Annotated in this window: 7 protein-coding genes and 11 pseudogenes; 6 read left to right on the top strand and 12 right to left on the bottom strand. The window is 62.8% G+C overall.

What is annotated here, in order from left to right; all coding sequences use genetic code 11:
- Positions 1 to 4 precede the first annotated feature (4 nt).
- The 10 genes and pseudogenes from H9K75_RS22395 to H9K75_RS22350 form a co-directional block, all read right to left on the bottom strand.
- Positions 5 to 1,626: pseudogene (locus H9K75_RS22395) on the bottom strand (Re/Si-specific NAD(P)(+) transhydrogenase subunit alpha).
- A gap of 312 nt (positions 1,627 to 1,938) precedes the next feature.
- Positions 1,939 to 3,732 carry an acyl-CoA dehydrogenase gene (locus H9K75_RS22390; RefSeq protein WP_187724190.1) on the bottom strand — a complete coding sequence of 598 codons (1,794 nt, stop codon included), beginning with the start codon at positions 3,730 to 3,732 and terminating at the stop codon, positions 1,939 to 1,941.
- Between the two features lie 146 nt (positions 3,733 to 3,878).
- Positions 3,879 to 4,673: an enoyl-CoA hydratase-related protein gene (locus H9K75_RS22385; protein ID WP_187724189.1), complete on the bottom strand. Its 795-nt coding sequence runs from the start codon at positions 4,671 to 4,673 to the stop codon at positions 3,879 to 3,881.
- Positions 4,674 to 4,702: 29 nt separating this feature from the next.
- Positions 4,703 to 5,578 carry a DMT family transporter gene (locus H9K75_RS22380; protein ID WP_187724188.1) on the bottom strand — a complete coding sequence of 292 codons (876 nt, stop codon included), beginning with the start codon at positions 5,576 to 5,578 and terminating at the stop codon, positions 4,703 to 4,705.
- Between the two features lie 89 nt (positions 5,579 to 5,667).
- Positions 5,668 to 6,356 (bottom strand): annotated as a pseudogene (locus H9K75_RS22375) (enoyl-CoA hydratase/isomerase family protein).
- 80 nt (positions 6,357 to 6,436) lie between these two features.
- Entirely contained in the window at positions 6,437 to 7,237 is an 801-nt protein-coding gene (gene badI, locus H9K75_RS22370; protein WP_187724187.1) for a 2-ketocyclohexanecarboxyl-CoA hydrolase, read from the bottom strand.
- Between the two features lie 16 nt (positions 7,238 to 7,253).
- Positions 7,254 to 8,020: pseudogene (locus H9K75_RS22365) on the bottom strand (glucose 1-dehydrogenase).
- Positions 8,021 to 8,048: 28 nt separating this feature from the next.
- A pseudogene (locus tag H9K75_RS25810) lies at positions 8,049 to 9,697 on the bottom strand (AMP-binding protein).
- Positions 9,698 to 9,725: 28 nt separating this feature from the next.
- A pseudogene (locus tag H9K75_RS22355) lies at positions 9,726 to 11,754 on the bottom strand (oxidoreductase).
- A gap of 317 nt (positions 11,755 to 12,071) precedes the next feature.
- Positions 12,072 to 13,420 (bottom strand): annotated as a pseudogene (locus H9K75_RS22350) (MFS transporter).
- 345 nt (positions 13,421 to 13,765) lie between these two features.
- Between H9K75_RS22350 and H9K75_RS24360 the strand changes: the two are divergent.
- The 5 genes and pseudogenes from H9K75_RS24360 to H9K75_RS22330 all read left to right on the top strand — a co-directional run bounded on the left by H9K75_RS24360 (position 13,766) and on the right by H9K75_RS22330 (position 16,177).
- Positions 13,766 to 14,200: an alcohol dehydrogenase catalytic domain-containing protein gene (locus H9K75_RS24360; RefSeq protein ID WP_226858378.1), complete on the top strand. Its 435-nt coding sequence runs from the start codon at positions 13,766 to 13,768 to the stop codon at positions 14,198 to 14,200.
- A complete protein-coding gene (locus tag H9K75_RS24355; RefSeq protein WP_226858377.1) occupies positions 14,194 to 14,757 on the top strand; it encodes a zinc-binding dehydrogenase in 564 nt (187 codons plus the stop codon). Before H9K75_RS24360 ends, H9K75_RS24355 begins: the two co-directional genes overlap by 7 nt.
- 10 nt (positions 14,758 to 14,767) lie before the next feature.
- Positions 14,768 to 15,163 (top strand): annotated as a pseudogene (locus H9K75_RS22340) (HIT family protein); the annotation flags it as partial.
- Positions 15,164 to 15,312: 149 nt separating this feature from the next.
- Positions 15,313 to 15,615 carry a DUF1330 domain-containing protein gene (locus tag H9K75_RS22335; protein WP_187724185.1) on the top strand — a complete coding sequence of 101 codons (303 nt, stop codon included), beginning with the start codon at positions 15,313 to 15,315 and terminating at the stop codon, positions 15,613 to 15,615.
- A gap of 63 nt (positions 15,616 to 15,678) precedes the next feature.
- Positions 15,679 to 16,177, top strand: a pseudogene (locus H9K75_RS22330) (Lrp/AsnC family transcriptional regulator).
- A gap of 106 nt (positions 16,178 to 16,283) precedes the next feature.
- Here the strand turns inward: H9K75_RS22330 and H9K75_RS22325 are convergent.
- Positions 16,284 to 16,744 (bottom strand): annotated as a pseudogene (locus H9K75_RS22325) (MarR family winged helix-turn-helix transcriptional regulator); the annotation flags it as partial.
- Positions 16,745 to 17,102: 358 nt separating this feature from the next.
- Between H9K75_RS22325 and H9K75_RS22320 the strand changes: the two are divergent.
- Positions 17,103 to 17,560, top strand: a pseudogene (locus H9K75_RS22320) (electron transfer flavoprotein subunit alpha/FixB family protein); the annotation flags it as partial.
- Between the two features lie 78 nt (positions 17,561 to 17,638).
- On the opposite strand, the pseudogene ilvA reads toward H9K75_RS22320, so the two are convergent.
- Positions 17,639 to 19,156: pseudogene (gene ilvA, locus H9K75_RS22315) on the bottom strand (threonine ammonia-lyase, biosynthetic).
- Positions 19,157 to 19,423: the final 267 nt, after the last annotated feature.

Raw genomic sequence — 19,423 nt, 5'->3', positions numbered from 1 at the left:
CTTCTTATTTGCGGAACATGGCCAGCATGCGGCGCGTCACGGCAAAGCCGCCGAACATGTTGACGGCGGTGAGCACCAGCGCGGCAAAGGCCAGCCAGCGGATCAGCCCGTCGGGCCGCCCGTCCATGCCCATTTCTGAAGGAGCGATCTGCACCAGCGCGCCGATGGCGATGATGCTGGAGATGGCGTTGGTCACGCTCATCAGCGGCGTGTGCAGCGCGGGCGTGACATTCCACACCACCATGTAGCCGATGAAGCACGCCAGCACGAACACCGTGAAGTGGCCGAGGAAGGCCGCGGGCGCATAGGCGCCGATGAGCCAGAACAGCACGGCCGCCACGGCGAAGATGATGGTCAGCGCCTTGGCGGACATGGGCGCGCCCGCGCCATGGCCGTGGCCGTTCTTCTTCTCGGCCACCGGCGCGGCCGCGGACTTGGGTGCGGGCACTGGCGCCTGCTTGAGGGGCGGTGCGGGCCAGGTGATGGCGCCGTCCTTGACCACGGTGAGGCCGCGGATCGCGTCGTCCTCCATGTTGACCACGGCCACGCCGTCCTTGGCCTTGCACAGCTCTTCGGTCAGGCGCAGCAGGTTGGTGGCGTACAGCGTGGACGACTGCTTGGCCAGGCGCGAGGCCAGGTCGGTGTAGCCGATGATGGTCACGCCATGGCGCACCACGGCCTCGCCGGGCACGGTGAGTTCGCAGTTGCCGCCCTGCTCTGCCGCCATGTCCACGATCACGCTGCCGGGCTTCATGCTCTGCACCATCTCGGCGGTGATGAGCTTGGGGGCGGGCTTGCCGGGGATCAGCGCGGTGGTGATGATGATGTCCGCATCCTTGGCCTGCTCCGCGTACATCTTGCGCTGCGCGGCCTGGAAGCCCTCGCTCATGACCTTGGCGTAGCCGCCGCCGCCCGAGCCGTCTTCCTCGTAGTCCACCTTGACGAACTCGCCGCCCAGCGACTTGACCTGGTCGGCCACCTCGGCGCGCGTGTCGTTGGCGCGCACGATGGCGCCCAGGTTGGCCGCCGTGCCGATGGCCGCGAGGCCCGCCACGCCGGCGCCGGCGATGAAGACCTTGGCCGGAGGCACCTTGCCCGCGGCCGTGATCTGGCCGTTGAAGTAGCGGCCGAAGGCATTGGCCGCCTCGATGACCGCGCGGTAGCCGGAAACGCCGGCGGTGGAGGTCAGCGCATCCATCTTCTGCGCGCGCGAGAGCGTGCGCGGCAGGCAGTCGATGGCCAGCACGGTAGCGTTCTTGGCGGCGAGCTGCTGCATCAGCTCGGGTTCTGGGCAGGCCAGATGAAGTCGATCAGCGTGCCGCCCTCGCGCATCAGCGCCACTTCGCCGCTGCTCGGCGGGCGCACCTTGAAAACGATGTCCGAAGCGGCCCACAACTGCGCGGCGCTGTCGATGACCTGGGCCCCGACGGCGCGGTAGGCGTCATCGCTGAAGTTGGCGCCCTCGCCCGCGCCCGACTCGACGGCGACCTCGAAGCCCAGCTTGATGAGCTTCTCCACCACATCGGGCACCGTGGCCACGCGCTTTTCCAGCGGGAAGGTTTCCCGTGGCACGCCGATGCGCTCGACCTGGCGGCGATGCGCCGCTGCGCTGGGCTTTGACTGCATGAATACTCCTCTCGATATGTGGCAATCCTTCCGGTGCATAGCGGTGCGCCCGCCATCAAAGGAGCATTGAAGAACCTACTTGGTCAGACCTTTTCTCTTCACCGCCTTGAGCCACCTGTCCTATCGCCGAGTACCTCGGAATGATTGCCTGCAGCGGCATGAGATGGGGGTGGCTACTTCGCAGGTGGGCGTCCCAACGAGAAGCCCCACTGGGGTGTCCCCGAAACGCAGTCCCGTTGACAAGCCGATTGCAAAGGCCGAAGGGTCACTGCACAGGATGTGACCACGTCCGCACTACATGCAATCGCCGCTTCAGAACGCTGCGTCAGAGAACTCCAGCGTGGCGCCCGAGCCAGAGACGATTGCATGCCGCAGCCCTGCCGATTTGGAAAGAACGTGGTCAGCGTAGAAGCGGCAGGTCAAAATCTTGTTGGTCAAGAAATCCGAGCCAGGATCCGATGCGAGGAGGCGGTCGGCAGCCAGTGCGGCACGTCCCATTTGCCATCCAGCCGCAACGATGCCCAGGAGTTCCAGGAACGGGCCAGAACCCGCCAGAGCAGGCTTGGGACCGCCCTCCCAAGACTTCACAAGCGACTCCACTGCTGCCTCGAGGTCGCCGATACCCTTGTTCAACTGAGCACCAATGGCGCAGAGTTCGGCTTGTGCATGGGATTCCAGGTCCGCCTGAACCTGCCGCATGCGCACGATCACCGCTCTGATCGCGCGCCCACCATCGCGGCCGATCTTGCGCCCCACCAGATCCATCGCCTGGATGCCAGTCGTGCCCTCATAGATTGTCGTGATGCGGGCGTCGCGGAGATACTGCGCCGCGCCGGTTTCTTCGATGAAGCCCACGCCGCCGTGAACCTGGATTCCCATGGAGGCGATATCCAAACCGGTCTCAGTGAACCACCCCTTGGCGATGGGCATCATCAGTTCGACGAAGGCCTGGTGGGCATCCCGGACTTCCGGATCCGGATTCAGTGCGGCCTGGTCCATGCTTGCCGCCATCACCGACGCCAGCGCGCGCATGGCCTCGATCCGGGATTTCATGCTGAGCAGCATCCGGCGCACATCGGGGTGCCGGATGATCGCAACCTTGGCGCCGGTCTCACCGCCTTGCTCCACGCCTTGAACCCGCTCCCGCGCATATGCCCTGGCCTTCTGGTACGCGCGTTCGGCCAGGCCAATGCCCTCCAGGCCCACGGCGAAGCGCGCCGAGTTCATCATGATGAACATGTACTCCAGCCCGCGGTTCTCCTCACCGACCAGATAGCCGACCGCTCCCGCACCGTCGCCGAAAGCCATGACGCACGTGGGCGTGGCATGCAGGCCGAGCTTGCGCTCGATCGACACTGCTCGCACGTCGTTGCGCTCGCCCAGCGAACCATCGTCATTGACCAGCACCTTCGGCACCGCGAACAGCGAGATCCCCTTGGTTCCGGCCGGGGCGCCTTCGACCCTCGCAAGCACCAGATGCACCACGTTCGGAACGAGATCGTGGTCCCCGTAGGTGATGAAGATCTTGGTGCCATGCAACCGGTAGGAGCCATCGGCCACGCGGGTGGCGCGGGTGCGCACGGCGGACAGGTCAGAGCCTGCCTGCGGCTCGGTCAGCACCATCGTGCCAGTCCATTCACCGCTGACCATGCGCGGCAGATACCGCTGCTGCAGTTCGGACGAGCCGGCGTGCCGCATCACGTTCACCGCGCCTCGCGACAGCAGGCTCAGCAGGCCGAAAGCCACGCTGCCGCTGTTCCACATTTCTTCGACTGCGGCGGCCAGTACGCCAGGCAGATTCTGTCCGCCCTGCGCTTCGGGCGCAGAAAGCGCCGGCCAGCCGGCCTCGACGAAGCGCGCATAGGCCTGCGCCCAGCCCGCAGGCATGCGTGGCTGACCACCCTCGAGACGGACGCCCTCGACGTCGCCCGAATGATTCAGAGGGGCGATTACCTCCGAGGCAAAGACCCCGGCCTCTTCCAGAACCGCACGAGCAAGGTCGGGGGTGGCCTCGCCATAGCCAGGCAGCGCCGCGATTTCATGCAGGTCCGCGAGCTCACTTAGAACGAACTGCATGTCCTGCAAGGGTGGGGTGTAGTGACTCATAGTGCCTCCTGTGGCGAAGCGTTTGCGTATACCAACGCAAACGGATGGATAAATTTCTTATTCGGCTCTCCAACCGAGCGGGACGCCTGGGTCGTGAGGCACCGGTGCCTAAGACATCGCGAGGGCTTGCTGCAAGGGCATGCCGCTCACTCTCCGGTGAAGTTCGGAGTCCGCTTTTGGGAGAACGCCTGCAGGCCTTCCCGGTAGTCGGCACTCCAGCCCATTTCGCGAATGAAGCTGGCCTCCATGGACAGTTGCTGCTCCAGCGAATGGTTGGTGGCCGCATGCATCAACTGCCGGGTGCGTACCAACGCCTTGGTCGGCATCTGGGCGATTTGTGCTGCCAACGCGTCGATGGTGCTGGCGAACTTCGAGTCCTCGACCACCTGCCAGATGAGCCCCCACTCAGCCGCCTTCGCTGCTGGGAGCTTCTCGGCGAGCATTGCCAGACCCAGAGCACGCACGGTGCCAACGGATCGCGTGAGAAACCAGGTACTACCGGTATCCGGCGTCAGCCCGATCCTGGAGAACGCTTGCAGAAAGTAAGCGGATTGGGCGGCCACCACCAGATCGCAAGCCAGCGCGATGGATGCGCCGCCTCCCGCAGCCAACCCTTGAACCGCCGCGACAGTAGGAACCTGCAGGCTCTGCAAGCGCATCACCAGCGGCTTGAAATACCGCTCCACCAGATTGCCGATGTCCGGCAACTTGCCATCGACCTCCTGCATGGCGGGATCGGCAAGATCCTGCCCTGCACAGAAGGCGCGCCCCGCCCCGCCAAGCACCAGCACCCGCACCTGGCGGTCGGCTTCAATGCGGGACATAGCCTCATGGAGCTCCACCATGGTCTCGGAGTCCAGGCTGTTGAGCTTCTCCGGCCGGTTCAGCACGATGCGCGCCACGCCGCTGTCCACCGTGAAAAGAATATTCTTGAATGTCATGTTCTAACTCCTTCAGGATGTGATCGGAATCAGTTCTGCTTGCGCACGACGATCCCGACGCCGATTGCGGTGACGACCATCCCGGCGACCGTCAGCCCCGTGACCGGCTCGCCAAAAAGCACCCATGCCATCACCGCTGTGGTGGGAGGCACGAGGTAGAAAAGACTGGTGACGGACGTTGCGGCGCCTCGCTGGATCAACAGATACAGCAAAGAGCTGCCTCCCAACGTCAGCCCCAGCACGGACCAGACCATGGCCCCCGCCAACTCCAAATTCAGGCCCCCAGCGGCGCCGACCCACCGCATCGGCTCCGTTTCCAGCAACGCCAAAGGTGTGGTGACCACAAACGCCGCCAGCAATTGGATGAAGCTGGCAATCCGGACATCGCAGGGAGCCACGAAGCGCTTCTGGTACAGGGTTCCCACGGTGATGGCCAGCAGAGCCATCAACGCGCAACTCAAACTGGCAGGGCCAACCTCCCCGAACCCCAGCTTTGCCCAAACCACCAGCAGCAATCCCAGCAGTCCGAGAACAAGCCCCACCCATTGGGCTCCTGACACGTTTCCGCCTCGGCGGGAAAGCCAGATCGCCGTCAAAACGGGCTGCAACCCGACGAGCAATGCCGTCAGACCCGCGCCCATCCCCATCTTCACTGCGGTCCACACACCGCCCAAGTAGATGGCGTGCATCAGAATCCCGGTGACGCTCAGGTGCAGCCAGCCCCGGGCGTCCCACGGCCAGGTAGCCCGAGCGGCAAATGCCCAAATGCCAAAGCAGCCGACGGACAAGGCATAGCGAACCGCCAGGAACTTCATGGGCGGCGAATGCGGCATGCCGTACCTGGCCACGACAAAGCCCGTGGCCCAAATGACCACGAACACAAGGGGCATCGCGCGCACCAGCATCGGACTGGCCGCCGAATGCGATGGCTCTCGGAGATCAGATTCGCTGGAAATAGGAACTCCCTGAATCAAAGACTGCGTGGATAAACCATTCAACGTCCAGTGAACTGAGGCTTGCGCTTGCCCAGAAAGGCTGAGACCCCCTCAGCAGCATCCCCGGTCTGGGTCGCCACCGAGAAACACTCCGCTTCCTGCTGGAGCCCATCCTCCATAGGCATGGACTGCGAATGCCGTATGGCCTCGATCGCATAGCCCAGGGACGCCGGAAACGGCTCGCCGAGGCACGTCAGATAAGCGACTCCCGCGTCAATTGGATCCGCGACCTCGACGATGCGATGGATCAGGCCGATGCGCTCGGCTTCCTGGGCATCGATCGCACGGCCGCTGGCAATCAACTCAACAGCTCGCCCAACGCCCACCAGGCGCGGCAGCCGCTGGGTTCCCCCGTAGCCGGGAATGAGGCCCAGCTTGATCTCGGGAGGCCAAGCCGCGACGTGGGCGTCGCGATGCGAAAGGTGCACGCCATCGCCAGCTCGAGCCCGCCCCCGAACGCCACGCCAGTGATGACGGCGACCGAAGGAATGCGCAGCCTGTCCAGCTTGGCAAATGCCAACTGACCCCGCCGTGCGGTTTCGCGCTGCTCGCCGGCATCCTTGCCCTGCAGTTCGCTCACATCGGCGCCAGCACAGAAGGCCTTGCCGCCGCCGGCGCCGACGATGAGCAGCGCCCGGGCGTCCGATACCGCGACCTCGTCCAGACGGTTGGAGATCTCTCCGACCATCTCGGCGTTCAGCGCATTCAACGCCTTCGGACGGTTCAGCGTCAGGATCGCGACACCGTCACGATAGGTCAGCTCCGCGCTCATGCCTGCTTGCCTTCGTCGGATTGGGGACGGAAACGCGGCTTGCGCTTCTCCAGGAAGGCCTTGACGCCCTCGTGAGACTCTTCGGTACCGTAGTACAGCGCCAGCGCCTGCATGCCCAATCCGCCGATACCACGAATCGAATCGGAGTCGGCGTTGAAAGAGCGCTTGGCGATGGCGATCGCTGTCGGGCTCTTTTCCATGATTTCCTGGCACCAGCGATCGACTTCCGCATCCAATTCCGCCATGGGAACGACAGCGTTAACCAGCCCCATGGCGAGCGCTTCCTGTGCCTTGTAGCGGCGGCACAGATACCAGATCTCACGGGCTTTCTTCTCGCCAACCACGCGGGCCAGATAGGCCGTGCCGAAGCCGGGATCCACCGAGCCGACCTTGGGGCCGACCTGGCCGAACTGGGCCGTGTCGGCTGCAATCGCCAGATCGCAGCAGGTCACCAGCACGTTGCCTCCACCGATGGCAAAGCCATTCACGCGGGCAATCACGGGCTTCGGCACCTCGCGGATCATTCCTTGCAGCTCTTCGACCGGCAGGCCGATCAGACCGCGACCGTCGTAGCCACCATCATGGGCCGACTGGTCGCCCCCCGTGCAGAACGCCTTCTCGCCCACGCCGGTGAGCACGATGACGCCGATGCTCTTGTCCCAGCCGGCACGGTGCAGTGCGTCGATCAGTTCGTCGCACGTCTTGCCGCGAAATGCGTTGTACTTTTCGGGGCGGTTGATGGAGATGCGGGCAACGCCGCCCTTCACTTCGTAGAGGATGTCCGTGTAGTCACTCATGGTCGTTTCCTGGGGGTTAGCCGTGCATGGTCAGGCCGCCAGACACCGAAATGACCTGGCCGGTAATGAAGTTGGCGTCGTCGCTGGAGAGGAACGCCACGGCGCCGGGAATGTCCTCGGGCTGGCCGAGGCGCTTCAGGGGAATGGCCCGCTTGAGACCGTCGTAGATCTTCTGGCCGAACTCGCCACCGCCCGTGAAGGACTGCAGCAGCGCGGTATCGGTCGGTCCAGGGCACACCACGTTGACGCGCACGTTGCTGCGTGCCGTCTCACGGGCCAGCGTCTTGCTGAAGGCAATGATGCCGCCCTTGCATGCGGAGTAGACGGATTCGCCGGACGAACCTACGCGCCCTGCATCGGAGGCGATGTTGACGATCTTGCCCCACCGGCCTCCACCATGAAAGGCACCACGGCATGCTGCAGGCTCAACGGGCCTTTGAGGTTGATCGCGATTAGCTTGTCCCACAGATCGGGCGTGGTCTCGACAAACTGCTTGGCCACGTCCCAGCCAGCGTTGTTGACGAGGATGTCGATCTGCTTGAGGTCGGCATGGATCTTCTGCACGGCCTTGGCAACCGCGTCGTGATCCGTGATGTCCAGCTGAGCCGTGGTCAGTTGACCCGCGTACTGCTGGAATTGGCCCTTGATTTCATCGAGCCCAGCCTGGTTCAGATCCAGTGCGGCGACGCGCGCACCCTCTTCCAAGAAGCGCTGCACCAGGCTGCGCCCGATGCCGCCGGCTGCGCCAGTGATGATGGCCACCTTGTCTTTGAGTCCACGCATGGGAATGCTCTCCTGTAAATAGATTGAGTCAGTGATTGCGGTTGGCGATGACCTGAGCGACGTGGTCGCGCAGCTTGAATTTCTGCAGCTTGCCGGTGGCAGTGCGCACGATGGGCTCGAAGAGCACATGCTTCGGCGTCTTGAAACCCGGGAGCTTGGCGCGACAGAACTGGATCACCTCTTCCTGCGTCAAGGAGCCGACGTGCTGCGGATGCAGTTCCAGCACCGCACAGGGCACTTCGCCCCACTTCTCATCGGGCACGGCGACCACTGCGGCCTGGAACACTGCCGGGTGCGTGAACAAGACCTCCTCGACCTCGATGGAAGAGACGTTCTCGCCGCCGGAAATGATGATGTCCTTGGAACGGTCCTTGATCTCGATGTAGCCGTCCTCATGCACCACGGCAAGATCGCCGCTGTGCATCCATCCACCCTCGAAGGCCTCTTGCGTGGCCTCGGGGTTCTTGAGGTAGCCCTTCATGCCCATATTCCCTCGGAACAGCACCTCGCCGATCGTCTTGCCGTCGCGGGACACGGGCTGCAGGGTATGTGGATTGGCCACGATCATGTCTCCCGCGACCGCCGTGCGCACGCCCTGGCGGCCCATGTGGCGCAGACGCTCTTCAGCCGGCAAGGCGGCCCACGAATCCTGGGGCACGCAGGTGGTGTTGACACCATGCTGCTCCGTCATGCCGTACACATGCAGCACCTCGAAGCCCAGGGCCTCGGTTTGCGCGATCACCGATACGGGCGGCGAGGCTCCGGCGCAGGCGACCCAGATGGGGAGTTGGGCTTGCTCCAGTCCTGCGGTTTGCCAGCGATCAGCGAACTGAGCACCGCCGGCGCGCCACAGAAATGCGTCACGCCATGCTGGCCAATGGCGGCGTAGATATCCTCCGCGACCACTTTGCGCAGGCACACACTCGTCCCGGCCACGGCGGCCAGGGCCCACGCATAGCACCAGCCGTTGCAATGGAACAGCGGCAAGGTCCACAGGTAGACCGGGACTCCTACGTTCAACCGCGCATAGAGGGAGGTGCCGAGCGCATTGAGATAGGCCGCACGGTGGTGGTAGACCACGCCCTTGGGGTTGCCCGTGGTTCCCGAGGTGTAGTTCAACGCGATGGCGTCCCACTCGTCCTCGGGGTAGCGCAGCTGCGCATCAGCAGGCGCATCGGCCAGGAAACGCTCGTAGTCGATCACACCCACCGGGTCGGCGTCTGGGACGTCGCTTGCACGGATGTCCACCACATCCATTTGCAAGCCGGAGAGCTTCACCGCCGCACGCGCCACCTCGGCAAATTGCTGGTCCACCATCAGCAACCGGGTCTCGGAATGCTGCAGGATGAAGGCGATCGCCGCCGCGTCCAGGCGGATGTTGATGGAGTTGACGACAGCGCCCGCCATGGGCACCCCAAACTGCGCCTCCAGCATCTCGGGGATATTGGCCGCGAGGATGGCGACCGTATCTCCACGCTGGATGCCCGCGCCGATCAACGCGCGTGCCAGGCTGCGGCAACGCTGGGCGTAGGCGGCCCATGTATAGCGCCGCTCGCCATGAATGACAGCGATGCGGTCTGGATGGATGTCCGCCGCTCGGTCGAGCAACGCCAGCGGGGTCAGTGGCTGGTAGTTGGCCGGGTTCTTGTCAAGACCTTGTTTGAATTTGTTCGTCATGCTTGTCTCTGAGTTAGGGCTGTCAAAGTCAGAACGAAACGGCCAGACGCGTTGCCTGGTCGATGGCGCGCAATGCGTCCAATTCGGCAGCAACATCGGCTCCGCCGATCACGTAGGGCTTGACGCCTCGCTCGGCCAAACCATCGAACAGCGTCCGGTTCGAGAGCTGTCCCGCGCAGAGGATGACAGTGTCCGCGTCCAATACGCGAGCCTCGCCATTCACGCTGTAGTGCAGGCCCTGGTCGTCAACGGCCTGGTAACTTGCTCCGGCCGTCATCGCCACGTCTGCCTTGCGCAGCTTGGCCTTGAGAATCCACCCGGTGGACTTGCCCAAGTTCTTGCCCAGTGACTCGGGCTTGCGTTGGAACATGTGGATGACGCGCTCGGTGCCGTGCTGCGCAGGCGCCTTGAGCCCGCCCGCGCTGCGAATGGCCGTATCCACACCCCAGGCATCCATGAATACCTTTGGCTTGAGCGACTCCTCGGCACTGCCGACCAGGTACTCGGCCACGTCGAAGCCGATCCCGCCCGCGCCGATGATGGCAACCTTGCTGCCCACCGGTGCGCCGTTGGCCAGGACATCCAGATAACTGACCACCTTCGGGTGGTCAAGGCCCTTGATGTCGGGCTCGCGCGGAGTCACGCCCGTTGCGATCACCACCTCGTCGAACTCGCCCGAACGCACTCGTGCGGCCAGATCCTCCGCATCGGCTCGGGTTTTCAGATGCACCGCGACCTTCAGGCGCTCCAGCGAGACTCGGAAGTAGCGCAGCATTTCGTTGAACTCGTTCTTGCCCGGCACTTTGCGAGCCATATTCAGTTGGCCACCGAGCTGATCGCCTGCCTCGAACAAGGTGACCCGATGACCACGCTGCGCGGCATTGATCGCAAAGGCCATGCCGGCAGGCCCGCCACCGACAACGGCGAAATGCTTGGGCGCGGTGGTCTTGCTATCGTCGAACTCGATCTCGCGCCCTGCCCTCGGGTTCACCAGGCAAGTCGCCACGCGGTCGGTAAAAATGCGGTCCAAGCAGGCCTGGTTGCAGGCGATGCAGGTATTGATCTCGTCGGCGCGGTTCTCGCGCGTCTTGCGTGCGAACTCGGGGTCGGCGAGCAGCGGACGGGCCATCGAAACCAGATCGGCAGCGCCGGAAGCGATGATCTCTTCAGCCACATCAGGAGCATTGATGCGGTTGGACGCCATCACCGGAATGCCGACCGCACGCTTCACGTTGCGGATCGCGTCGATCCATGCCGCACGCGGGACCGGCGCTGCCATGGTCGGCACGGACGATTCGTGCCAGCCGATGCCGGTGTTGATCATGTCGGCACCCGCCGCTTCGACCCGGCGGGCGAATTCGGCCACTTCTTCGCCGGTCATACCCCCATCCATCAGGTCGATGGACGAGATGCGGTAGATGACCATGAATTCGGGCGAGACCCGCGCCCGCACGGCCTTCACGATTTCAAGGGGAAGCGGATCCGGCGCTCGAAGTCGCCGCCGAACTCGTCGTCGCGCTGATTGGTCAATGCTGCGGTGAACTCGTTGATCAGGTAGCCCTCGGAGCCCATGATCTCGACACCCACGTAGCCAGCCTGCTCTGCCAGTGCCGATGTGTTCGCAAAGCTCTCGACCGTTGCCCAGACCTCTTCGGTCGTCAGCGCACGTGGAGGAAAGACGTTGATCCGCGCCTTGCCGGCCGACGGCGCCACACAGGTGGACACCTTGGCATAACGGCCTGCGTGAAGAATCTGCAGGACGATGCGTCCACCGGCCTCATTCACCGCCGAGGTGATCGCGCGGTGCTCGCCCAAATCCTCGGGCTTTTGCAGCACCAGACCACCTTCATCCATCACCCCTTCGGGCACGGGGAGTAGCCGCCGGTAAGGATGAGGCCGATCTCACCTGCGGCACGGGCCGCGTAGAAGGCCGCCAGTCTTTCATGGGGACGATCCATTGTTTCCAGGCGCGTATGCATTGCGCCCATCACCATGCGGTTCGGCAGATCTACCCCAGCGACGCGCAGGGGGCTCAGGAGGTGTGGATAGGTTGACATGTTTGTCTCTCGTGGTGGGTCTGGGGTGAGTGCAATGATCCTTGCCCCATCAATTTACGTCAAGATCATGACGTATTTTATTTGAGAAATACAGGGTTAACACCTAATTCATTTAACATCCCAACCCAAATAACCATCAACATCACTACACAAATGAAAGCGATCGGCGCTACGACGATGACAGCTCCTCCGGGCGTGCGGGGATGCCGAACCAGGTGTGGAACTCGCATTCGACGCGCGGCGCCCCCTCCCCCGGCAAGGCGAGGTTGGGCTAGCAGCACCTGGCCAGGCCGCGAGGCCCCCGCCATCCATGCCACTCACGTGGCAGCACTCGTCTTGAGGGTCTTGAGGGTCAGTTCCGAAGCCGATCGGCCATGGTTGATGCACGCAAGCGCAATCGCTCCCACAACGCCTGCGGCACCGATGACCAGGAAGTTCTGCTCAAGAGGAAGTTGCAGGGACACGATCAACCCGATCAGCAAAGGCGCAGCGATCGCCCCCATGCGCCCGATGCCCGACGCCATGCCGATGCCGGTGGACCGAATGTCTGACGGGTAGTACTGGCCGCTGTAGGCGTAGACCACGATTTGCGCCCCCGTCGAGCAAGCCCCAACCGCTGCGATGATGAAATAGAGCACCTCCGTCGAGGTTTTCAGCGTCATCATGTACAGGAAGACGCCGCCCAACGCGTACATGCAGACCACGACCCATTTGATGTGGAACCGGTCCGCAAGCCACCCGCCGCCGATCGATCCGATCACCGCACCCACATTGAGTGCGATGACAAAACTCAATGCGGAGCCAAGGCTGTAGCCCGACATGGCCATCAGCTTTGTCAGCCAGGTGCTGAGCGCGTAGATCATGAACAAGCCGGTGAAGAAGGCCACCCAGAACATCACCGTGCTCAGTCCGCGGCCATCCTGGAACAGCTGCGCTACCGTGACACCTGCCCCGGAATGGGCGGCTCGAGGCGGACGGAAGGTGTCGTTGGCGCCGACCTTGAGCCCCGGATCGATGGATTGGGCGATCTGACGCAATTGCGAGCTGTCGCGCCGGGATACCAGGAACGACAGCGATTCAGGCATCGACTTCAGGATGAAGGGGATCAGCAGAACCGGGACACCGGCGGCAAAGAACACGATCTGCCAACCGAACTGCGCGATGAATTGCTTTCCCAGTACGGCAGCCAGAATGCCGCCGATAGCGTAGCCGGAAAACATCACGGTCGTCAGGAAACTCCGGATCCGCTTGGGCGCGTACTCGGTCATCTGGGCTGTGATGTTCGGCATCACGCCGCCAATGCCCAGCCCGCGATGAAGCGCGCGATGCTAAAGGTAACAGGATCCTTGGTCAGCCCCGCTGCCGCGGTGAACACGCTGAAGAGAAACACGCACAGCGAGATCGTCCAACGGCGGCCGATCTTGTCCGACAGCGCGCCCAGAAAGATGGCGCCGAACATCATCCCGAACAGAGCCGAACTGGCCATGAAGCCAGCGGTCGCGGCTTCCACGCCCATCTCCTTCATGATGGCTGGAAGCGCCGCCCCTGCGACCGCTAGGTCATAGCCATCAATGATGATGACCAGGAAGCACCAAGCCAGCACCTTGGCATGGAAGCGGTTGAACTTGGCCCCATCGGCAAGTTCGTGCACGTTGATCTCTCGCATAGGTCTTGTCTCCTTTGTTTCTGTGGGATGTATCGGAACCACGACCAAGACCTGCTGCATCGGCGCGCCCTTGCGAAGCACAAGCGGCCAGAACAGACCTCCGCGCGGCCCATCGCCCTCACGACCTCGCGATCTTTCCAGAGTCGCGCATTTATATCAAGTTCATGATATATATTTTTGTGCAAATCCAGGGTTTTTACCTATTTTTCCACGATGTAATGCCAACCATCTATGCAATGATGATTACATAATTAGGTAGATCAACGCATCAGAATCGTCAGCAAAAAGGGCAGCTTGAGCCCTTGGCTTTGACACGCCCCACCACCCTTACCTCCTCCGAGCAGCATGAAAGCCGTACTCATCCGTCAGTTCAGCGAGGACCCTCGCACACATCACGTCGAAGAGGTGGCCGATCCGGTTGTCGGCCCCGACGACGTCCTGATCAACGTCAAAGCCGCGTCTCTCAACTTTCCCGACCTCCTGGTCATGAGTGGGAAATACCAGGTCCTTCCCGAGCGTCCGTTCATTCCCGGCAAGGACGCAGCCGGCATCGTGGAGGCCGTCGGTCCGAACGTGCGATCACTCAAGCCTGGCGACCACGTCGTGGCGCAGATGGAGAACGGTTGCTTCGCAAGTCGCCTGTCCGTTCCTCAGGCGAGCGCACAAAAGATCTCGACAGAAATTCCTTTCGCCGATGCAGCTGCGATGGGCCTCGTGTACCAGACGGCGTTCTTTGCGCTCACGGACCGCGGCAGCTTCCGCAAGGGGAGACCGTGCTGATCAGTGGAGCTGGAGGGGGCGTTGGCCTTGCAGCTGTTCAAATCGCCAAGGCACTCGGCGCGAAAGTCCTCGCGGGTGTGACCTCTGAAGTCCAGGCGGAAGCAGTGCGTCAATCCGGAGCCGACGAGGTGATTGACCTCTCCGCCACCAACCTCCCAGACTCCCTTCGCGAGCAAGTGCATCGCGCCACCAACGGCAAAGGCGCCGATGTATTTCTGGACCCCGTAGGCGGCGATGTGTTCGATGCGTGCATTCGCGCCCTTGCGCGGCGCGGCCGAGCAGTGATCATCGGGTTCGCCGCCGGCAAGATTCCGGTGATTAAAGGCTCCTACCTACTGCTCAAGAACATCTCCGTCGCCGGCATGCAATGGACGGACTATCCGACCTACTCGCCAGAGCTCGTCGCAGATGCCCAAGCGAAACTGAACGAACTCTACGTTCAGGGGTTCGTGCGCCCGCACATCACGCAAACGTTCCCTCTCGAATCTTTCGCAGACGCAGCGGCCCGGCTTACGTCAAGAGGGGTGATCGGGAAGCTTGTCCTAACCATCCAATAGCGCGGAACACATGAGCGCCACGATTTTTGCCCGCATCATTCAGCGCGAAATTCCCGCTGCCATCGTCTACGAGGACGAGTTGACGATCGCCTTCATGGACGCAGGCCAGGTCAACCCTGGCCATGTGATCGTGGCCACCAAAGCGCATGTCGAAACCATTCTCGATCTTGACGACGAGGCAGCTGGCGCGCTGTTCCGGACGGCAGCACGCATCGCACGCGCCGTCGAAGCCGCATTCCATCCGGACGGCATCACCGTACTGCAGACGAACAGACCAGCGGGTTGGCAAACGGTGCCGCATGTCCATCTGCATGTGCTGCCGCGCCATGACGGCGATGGCGTGACACTGGGATGGCCGCGCAAAGAGCCGTCGTTTACAGAACTCCAGTCGCTGGCCTCCCGGTTGACTGGCTCGTATAGCCCTAACCATCGTCGGACGATCGAGACTGCGTCGCGCCAGATATTGATTTCAGAAACGTCCGGTATGTCCGCGACCGAATCACAGCCGCGCGCCCACCTCCTACAGTGATGCGCTTCACAACACACTTCGGAGACTTGGATGAAAGGCTACGTGCTGGCATTCATCGACGTGGAAGATCCGTCAAGCTACGCCCCTATGCAGCAGGCGCACCTGCAACGATCGCGGCCCACGGCGGCAAGTACCTCATCCGCAACGGAGCCAAGGAGCTGCGCGAAGGAACGCTTCCAGCCGACCGCCTCGTCGTTTTGGAGTTCCCGTCCGTGGCCCAAGCCCGCGCCTGGTACGAATCGCCCGAGTACCAGGCCCTGGTGCCGATTCGCCAAGGAGCCTCGAAAGGCTCTCTCATGATCGTGGAAGGATTTGGCGAAGTGTCGTAACGACGGCCTGACCGTACTCAGGCTGTCGTCTGCGACCGTACCCTACGAAAAAAACCTGCGTTCATGCCGGCCGCCCTTGACCCCCTAGATCTGCGGATCCTCGCGGTCTTGCAGCGCAATGGCCGGATCTCGAACAATGACCTGGCCCAGGAGGTAGGGCTGTCTCCCTCCCCTGCCTACGCAGAGTACGGATGCTGGAGGACACAGGCGTCATCCGCCGCTATGCCGCCGTCTTAGCCCCGTCCGAAGTGGGCCTGCCTCGCACATTCTTTGCAAGGATCTCGCTGTTGGCCCGAGACGGGTCACCTCCCAGCAGTTCGCCGCTGCAATGTCGGCGTTGCCTCAGGTGCTCGAGTGCTATCTGATGTTCAGCGAGTGCGATGCCCTGCTGCGGGTCATAGGCAGCGATCTCGAAGACTATCGACGATTCCTGGATCAGCACCTGACTCTCGCCAACGGAGTCCGGCGCGTTCAGACCGACATTCCTTGCTCGGTGATCAAGCAAACGCTTGAACTGCCATTGCATCCCCACGGATCTCCTTCGGGCGAAGGGAGGCCCTAACCATGACGCCCGACCAGAACGTGGCGCCCGACACGGCGGACGACAACGCCTCTCGGAATTTCGTTCTTGCTCTAGCTTTCATCTTCCCAGGGTTGGCATCCATCCCCAGGGCAACCTTCGACATCCCGTCATTGAGCTGGTTGATGTGGTGCAGCAGAGAGACCTTGTCGTCGAAGCGAAAGCTTGCCACCGCTTGACGATAGAACTCGTAGATTCTTGGCTGGATTCCGTCCCAGAACGCCCGACCCGGGGCAGCATCACAACTTTCTTGGCACGCCTATCAGCTGGATCCACGACGCGCGCCACATGCCCTTCGCGCTCCAAGCGCTTGAGAACCCCATCGAGACTCTGGCGGCTCACAACCAGGTAGTCCGCCAGATCGGAAAACGACATTCCATCCTTCACCTGCTTACGCGACAGGGCTCCCAGTGTCGCCCACTGAACTGTGGTGATGCCAAGCTCCTTGACGGACTGGCGATCCAGGGTGTTGCCAGCTTGGAACAGGCGAAAAAACAATCGGTTGTGAACGGCGGAAACCGATTGATCGTAGTTTTCGTTATCAGACATGCGCAGGCTAGTAGTCGGAGAGCTTCAAAGAGTTCAGAGCCGAGTCATCAGGTAGCTGAACATCTCACGGGAACGACGGATGGCCACTGTGCGTGCCGCGACCCATGAAGGCGCGTTTCCTCCATGCGCCGCGAGCATCGACAGCCCCTAGTCCATCTTAGCGGCTTTGCGCAAGGATGTTGACATAAACACCCGTTCGATTGAAGGCCGCGCCCAAATTGCCGGTCAGGTGCCCGTCGAGGCATGGGGCGCTGCACGTAGCGGCGCGGCCCCGCTGCTGCCCTCCCACTAGCAGCGGGGCCGCACCGACCTTTCGTCTAACAGCCAGCCCGCAGACGCTTCCCGAGAGTAGTCATGTGCAGCGGTTAAGCCCGTTGCTGCTGTCGCCGATTCGGGCAAGATCAGCTTCGTCGGCTTCGAGATCGTCAAGAGCAACCGTCCCGAACTGACGGCCGCCAAGATCATCGTCTCGGGCGGCCTGGCGCTGGGCAGCGAAGAGAAGTTCAAGGAAGTCATTACCCCGCTGGCCGACAAGCTGGGCGCCGCCATCGGTGCCAGCCGCGCCGCGGTGGACGCGGGCTACGCCCCCAACGACCTGCTGGTCGGCCAGACCGGCAAGATCGTGGCGCCGCGGCTGTACATGGCCCACGGCATCTCGGGCGCATCCAGCACTTGGCCGGCATGAAGGACTCCAAGGTGATCGTGGCGCTCAACAAGGACCCCGAGGCACCGATTCTCTCGGTGGCCGACTATGGGCTGGAAGCGGATACCTCCGAAGCTTCGCCGGCGCTGGTTGCCGCACCGGGGCGCGAGTAGAGCTAACCTCCTCTGCGCTCGGGATCAAAGCGGGGCTGGTCTGCGGATACCAATTCGTCGCTATCCAGACACTCAGTTTTAACCTAGGAGGCGCAGATAAGCAGGGTTGGCGCTTTCGTCCTCGAAGGGTAGTTGAGCCCGAACAGGAACTTGCGCAGTGCTACCGCATCCCGCGCGGTACCTGGATACCGACGAGGATGCGGCCATAGTCCGCGCCCTGGTTGCGGTAGTGGAAAAGGCTGATGTTCCAGCCAGGGTCCATGCTGGTGAGGAATCGCATCAGCGCGCCTGGGCGCTCGGGAATGTGAAGTGGTAGAGCCGCTCGTCGCGGGCCAGTTCACTGTGGCCGCCGACCATATGTCGCACATGCTGTTTGGCCAGCTCGTTGTGCGTGAGGTCGAGCGTCTCGAACCCGGCTTTGCTGAAGGTGCGTGCGAGCTTTTCAGCCTCGTCGGGCCTACTGATAGCAACGCCGACAAAGATCTGAGCGACCTCGGCATCGGCAATGCGATAGTTGAACTCGGTGACGCTGCGTGGCCCTAGCAACTCGCAGAAGCGCCGGAAGCTGCCGCGCGCCTCCGGGATGGTGACGACGAACAGAGCTTCGCGCTGCTCGCCGACCTCGGCGCGCTCAGCGACAAAGCCGAGCCGGTCGAAGTTCATGTTCGCGCCCGAGGTGATGGCGATGAAGGTCTGGCCTTTGCAGCCGTGCTCCGCGGCGTATTTCTTGATAGCTGCCACGCCCAGGGCGCCGGAGGGTTCGAGGATGCTGCGAGTGTCTTCGAACACATCTTTGATCGCAGCGCAGGCGGCGTCGGTATCGACAACGATGAAGTCGTCGACCAGCGCCTGCGTAACGCGGAACGTCTCCTCTCCGACCAGCTTGACAGCTGTGCCGTCCGCAAACAGGCCCACGTCGGGTAGCGTCACGCGCTTGCCCGCGCGCACTGAGCGCAGCATCGCGTCGGAGTCGGTCGTCTGAACGCCAATGACCTTGGTCTCCGGCCGCACAGCCTTGACGTAGGCCGCCACGCCCGAGATCAGCCCGCCGCCGCCGATGGCGACAAAGATCGCGTCGATGCGGCCAGTGTGCTGGCGCAGCATTTCAACGGCGATGGTGCCCTGCCCCGCGATGACATCGGGGTCGTCGAAGGGGTGCACAAACGTCAGACCGTGCGCGCGCTCTAGCTCCAGCGCGTGGTTGAAGGCATCGGTGAAGCTCTCACCGTGCAGCACTACCTCACCGCCGTTGGCGGCCACCGCATCGACCTTGACCTTGGGCGCGGTGACCGGCATCACGATGACTGCGCGGCAGCCTAGCTTCTTTGCCGACAGCGCCACGCCCTGCGCATGGTTGCCCGCCGAAGCACAGATGACGCCCGCTGCCCGCTGCTCGGGCGTCAGCCGCGCCATCTTGTTGTAGGCGCCGCGCAGCTTGAAGCTGAACACGGGTTGCTCGTCCTCGCGCTTCAGGAGGACTTTGTTACCCAGCCGCTTAGAGAGCTTGGGCGCAGCGGTGAGCGGGGTTTCGCGCGCCACCTCGTATACCCGTGCGTTCAGGATGCGCTGCAGATAGCTGTCTCCCGAGGGCAGCACCGCAGGCTGTACAGGGGACGTCGGCGATGAGGTTTTAGCGGTACGCCGGGGCGGCGTGAAGAAGTGCTCATTTGGGAGTCCGTGTTCTTTTGCCGCAACGGCAGATGGTAGGGCGGCCCGTTAACGGGCACGGCGCCCACCCTCTCACACCGAGTTCATGACGGCGAGGGGCTTCGCGGAACTGCCCCATCCTGAATTCGTCCGCTCGCGCAGCGTCTCGCGGCCCCGGAGCCCATGAGTCCACCACGGGAAAACATGGCGCTCCGG

Source organism: Diaphorobacter aerolatus, from assembly GCF_014489535.1.
In the GTDB taxonomy this organism is placed as follows: Bacteria; Pseudomonadota; Gammaproteobacteria; order Burkholderiales; family Burkholderiaceae_C; genus Diaphorobacter_A; species Diaphorobacter_A aerolatus.
This window is presented reverse-complemented; position numbering and strand designations above follow the sequence as displayed.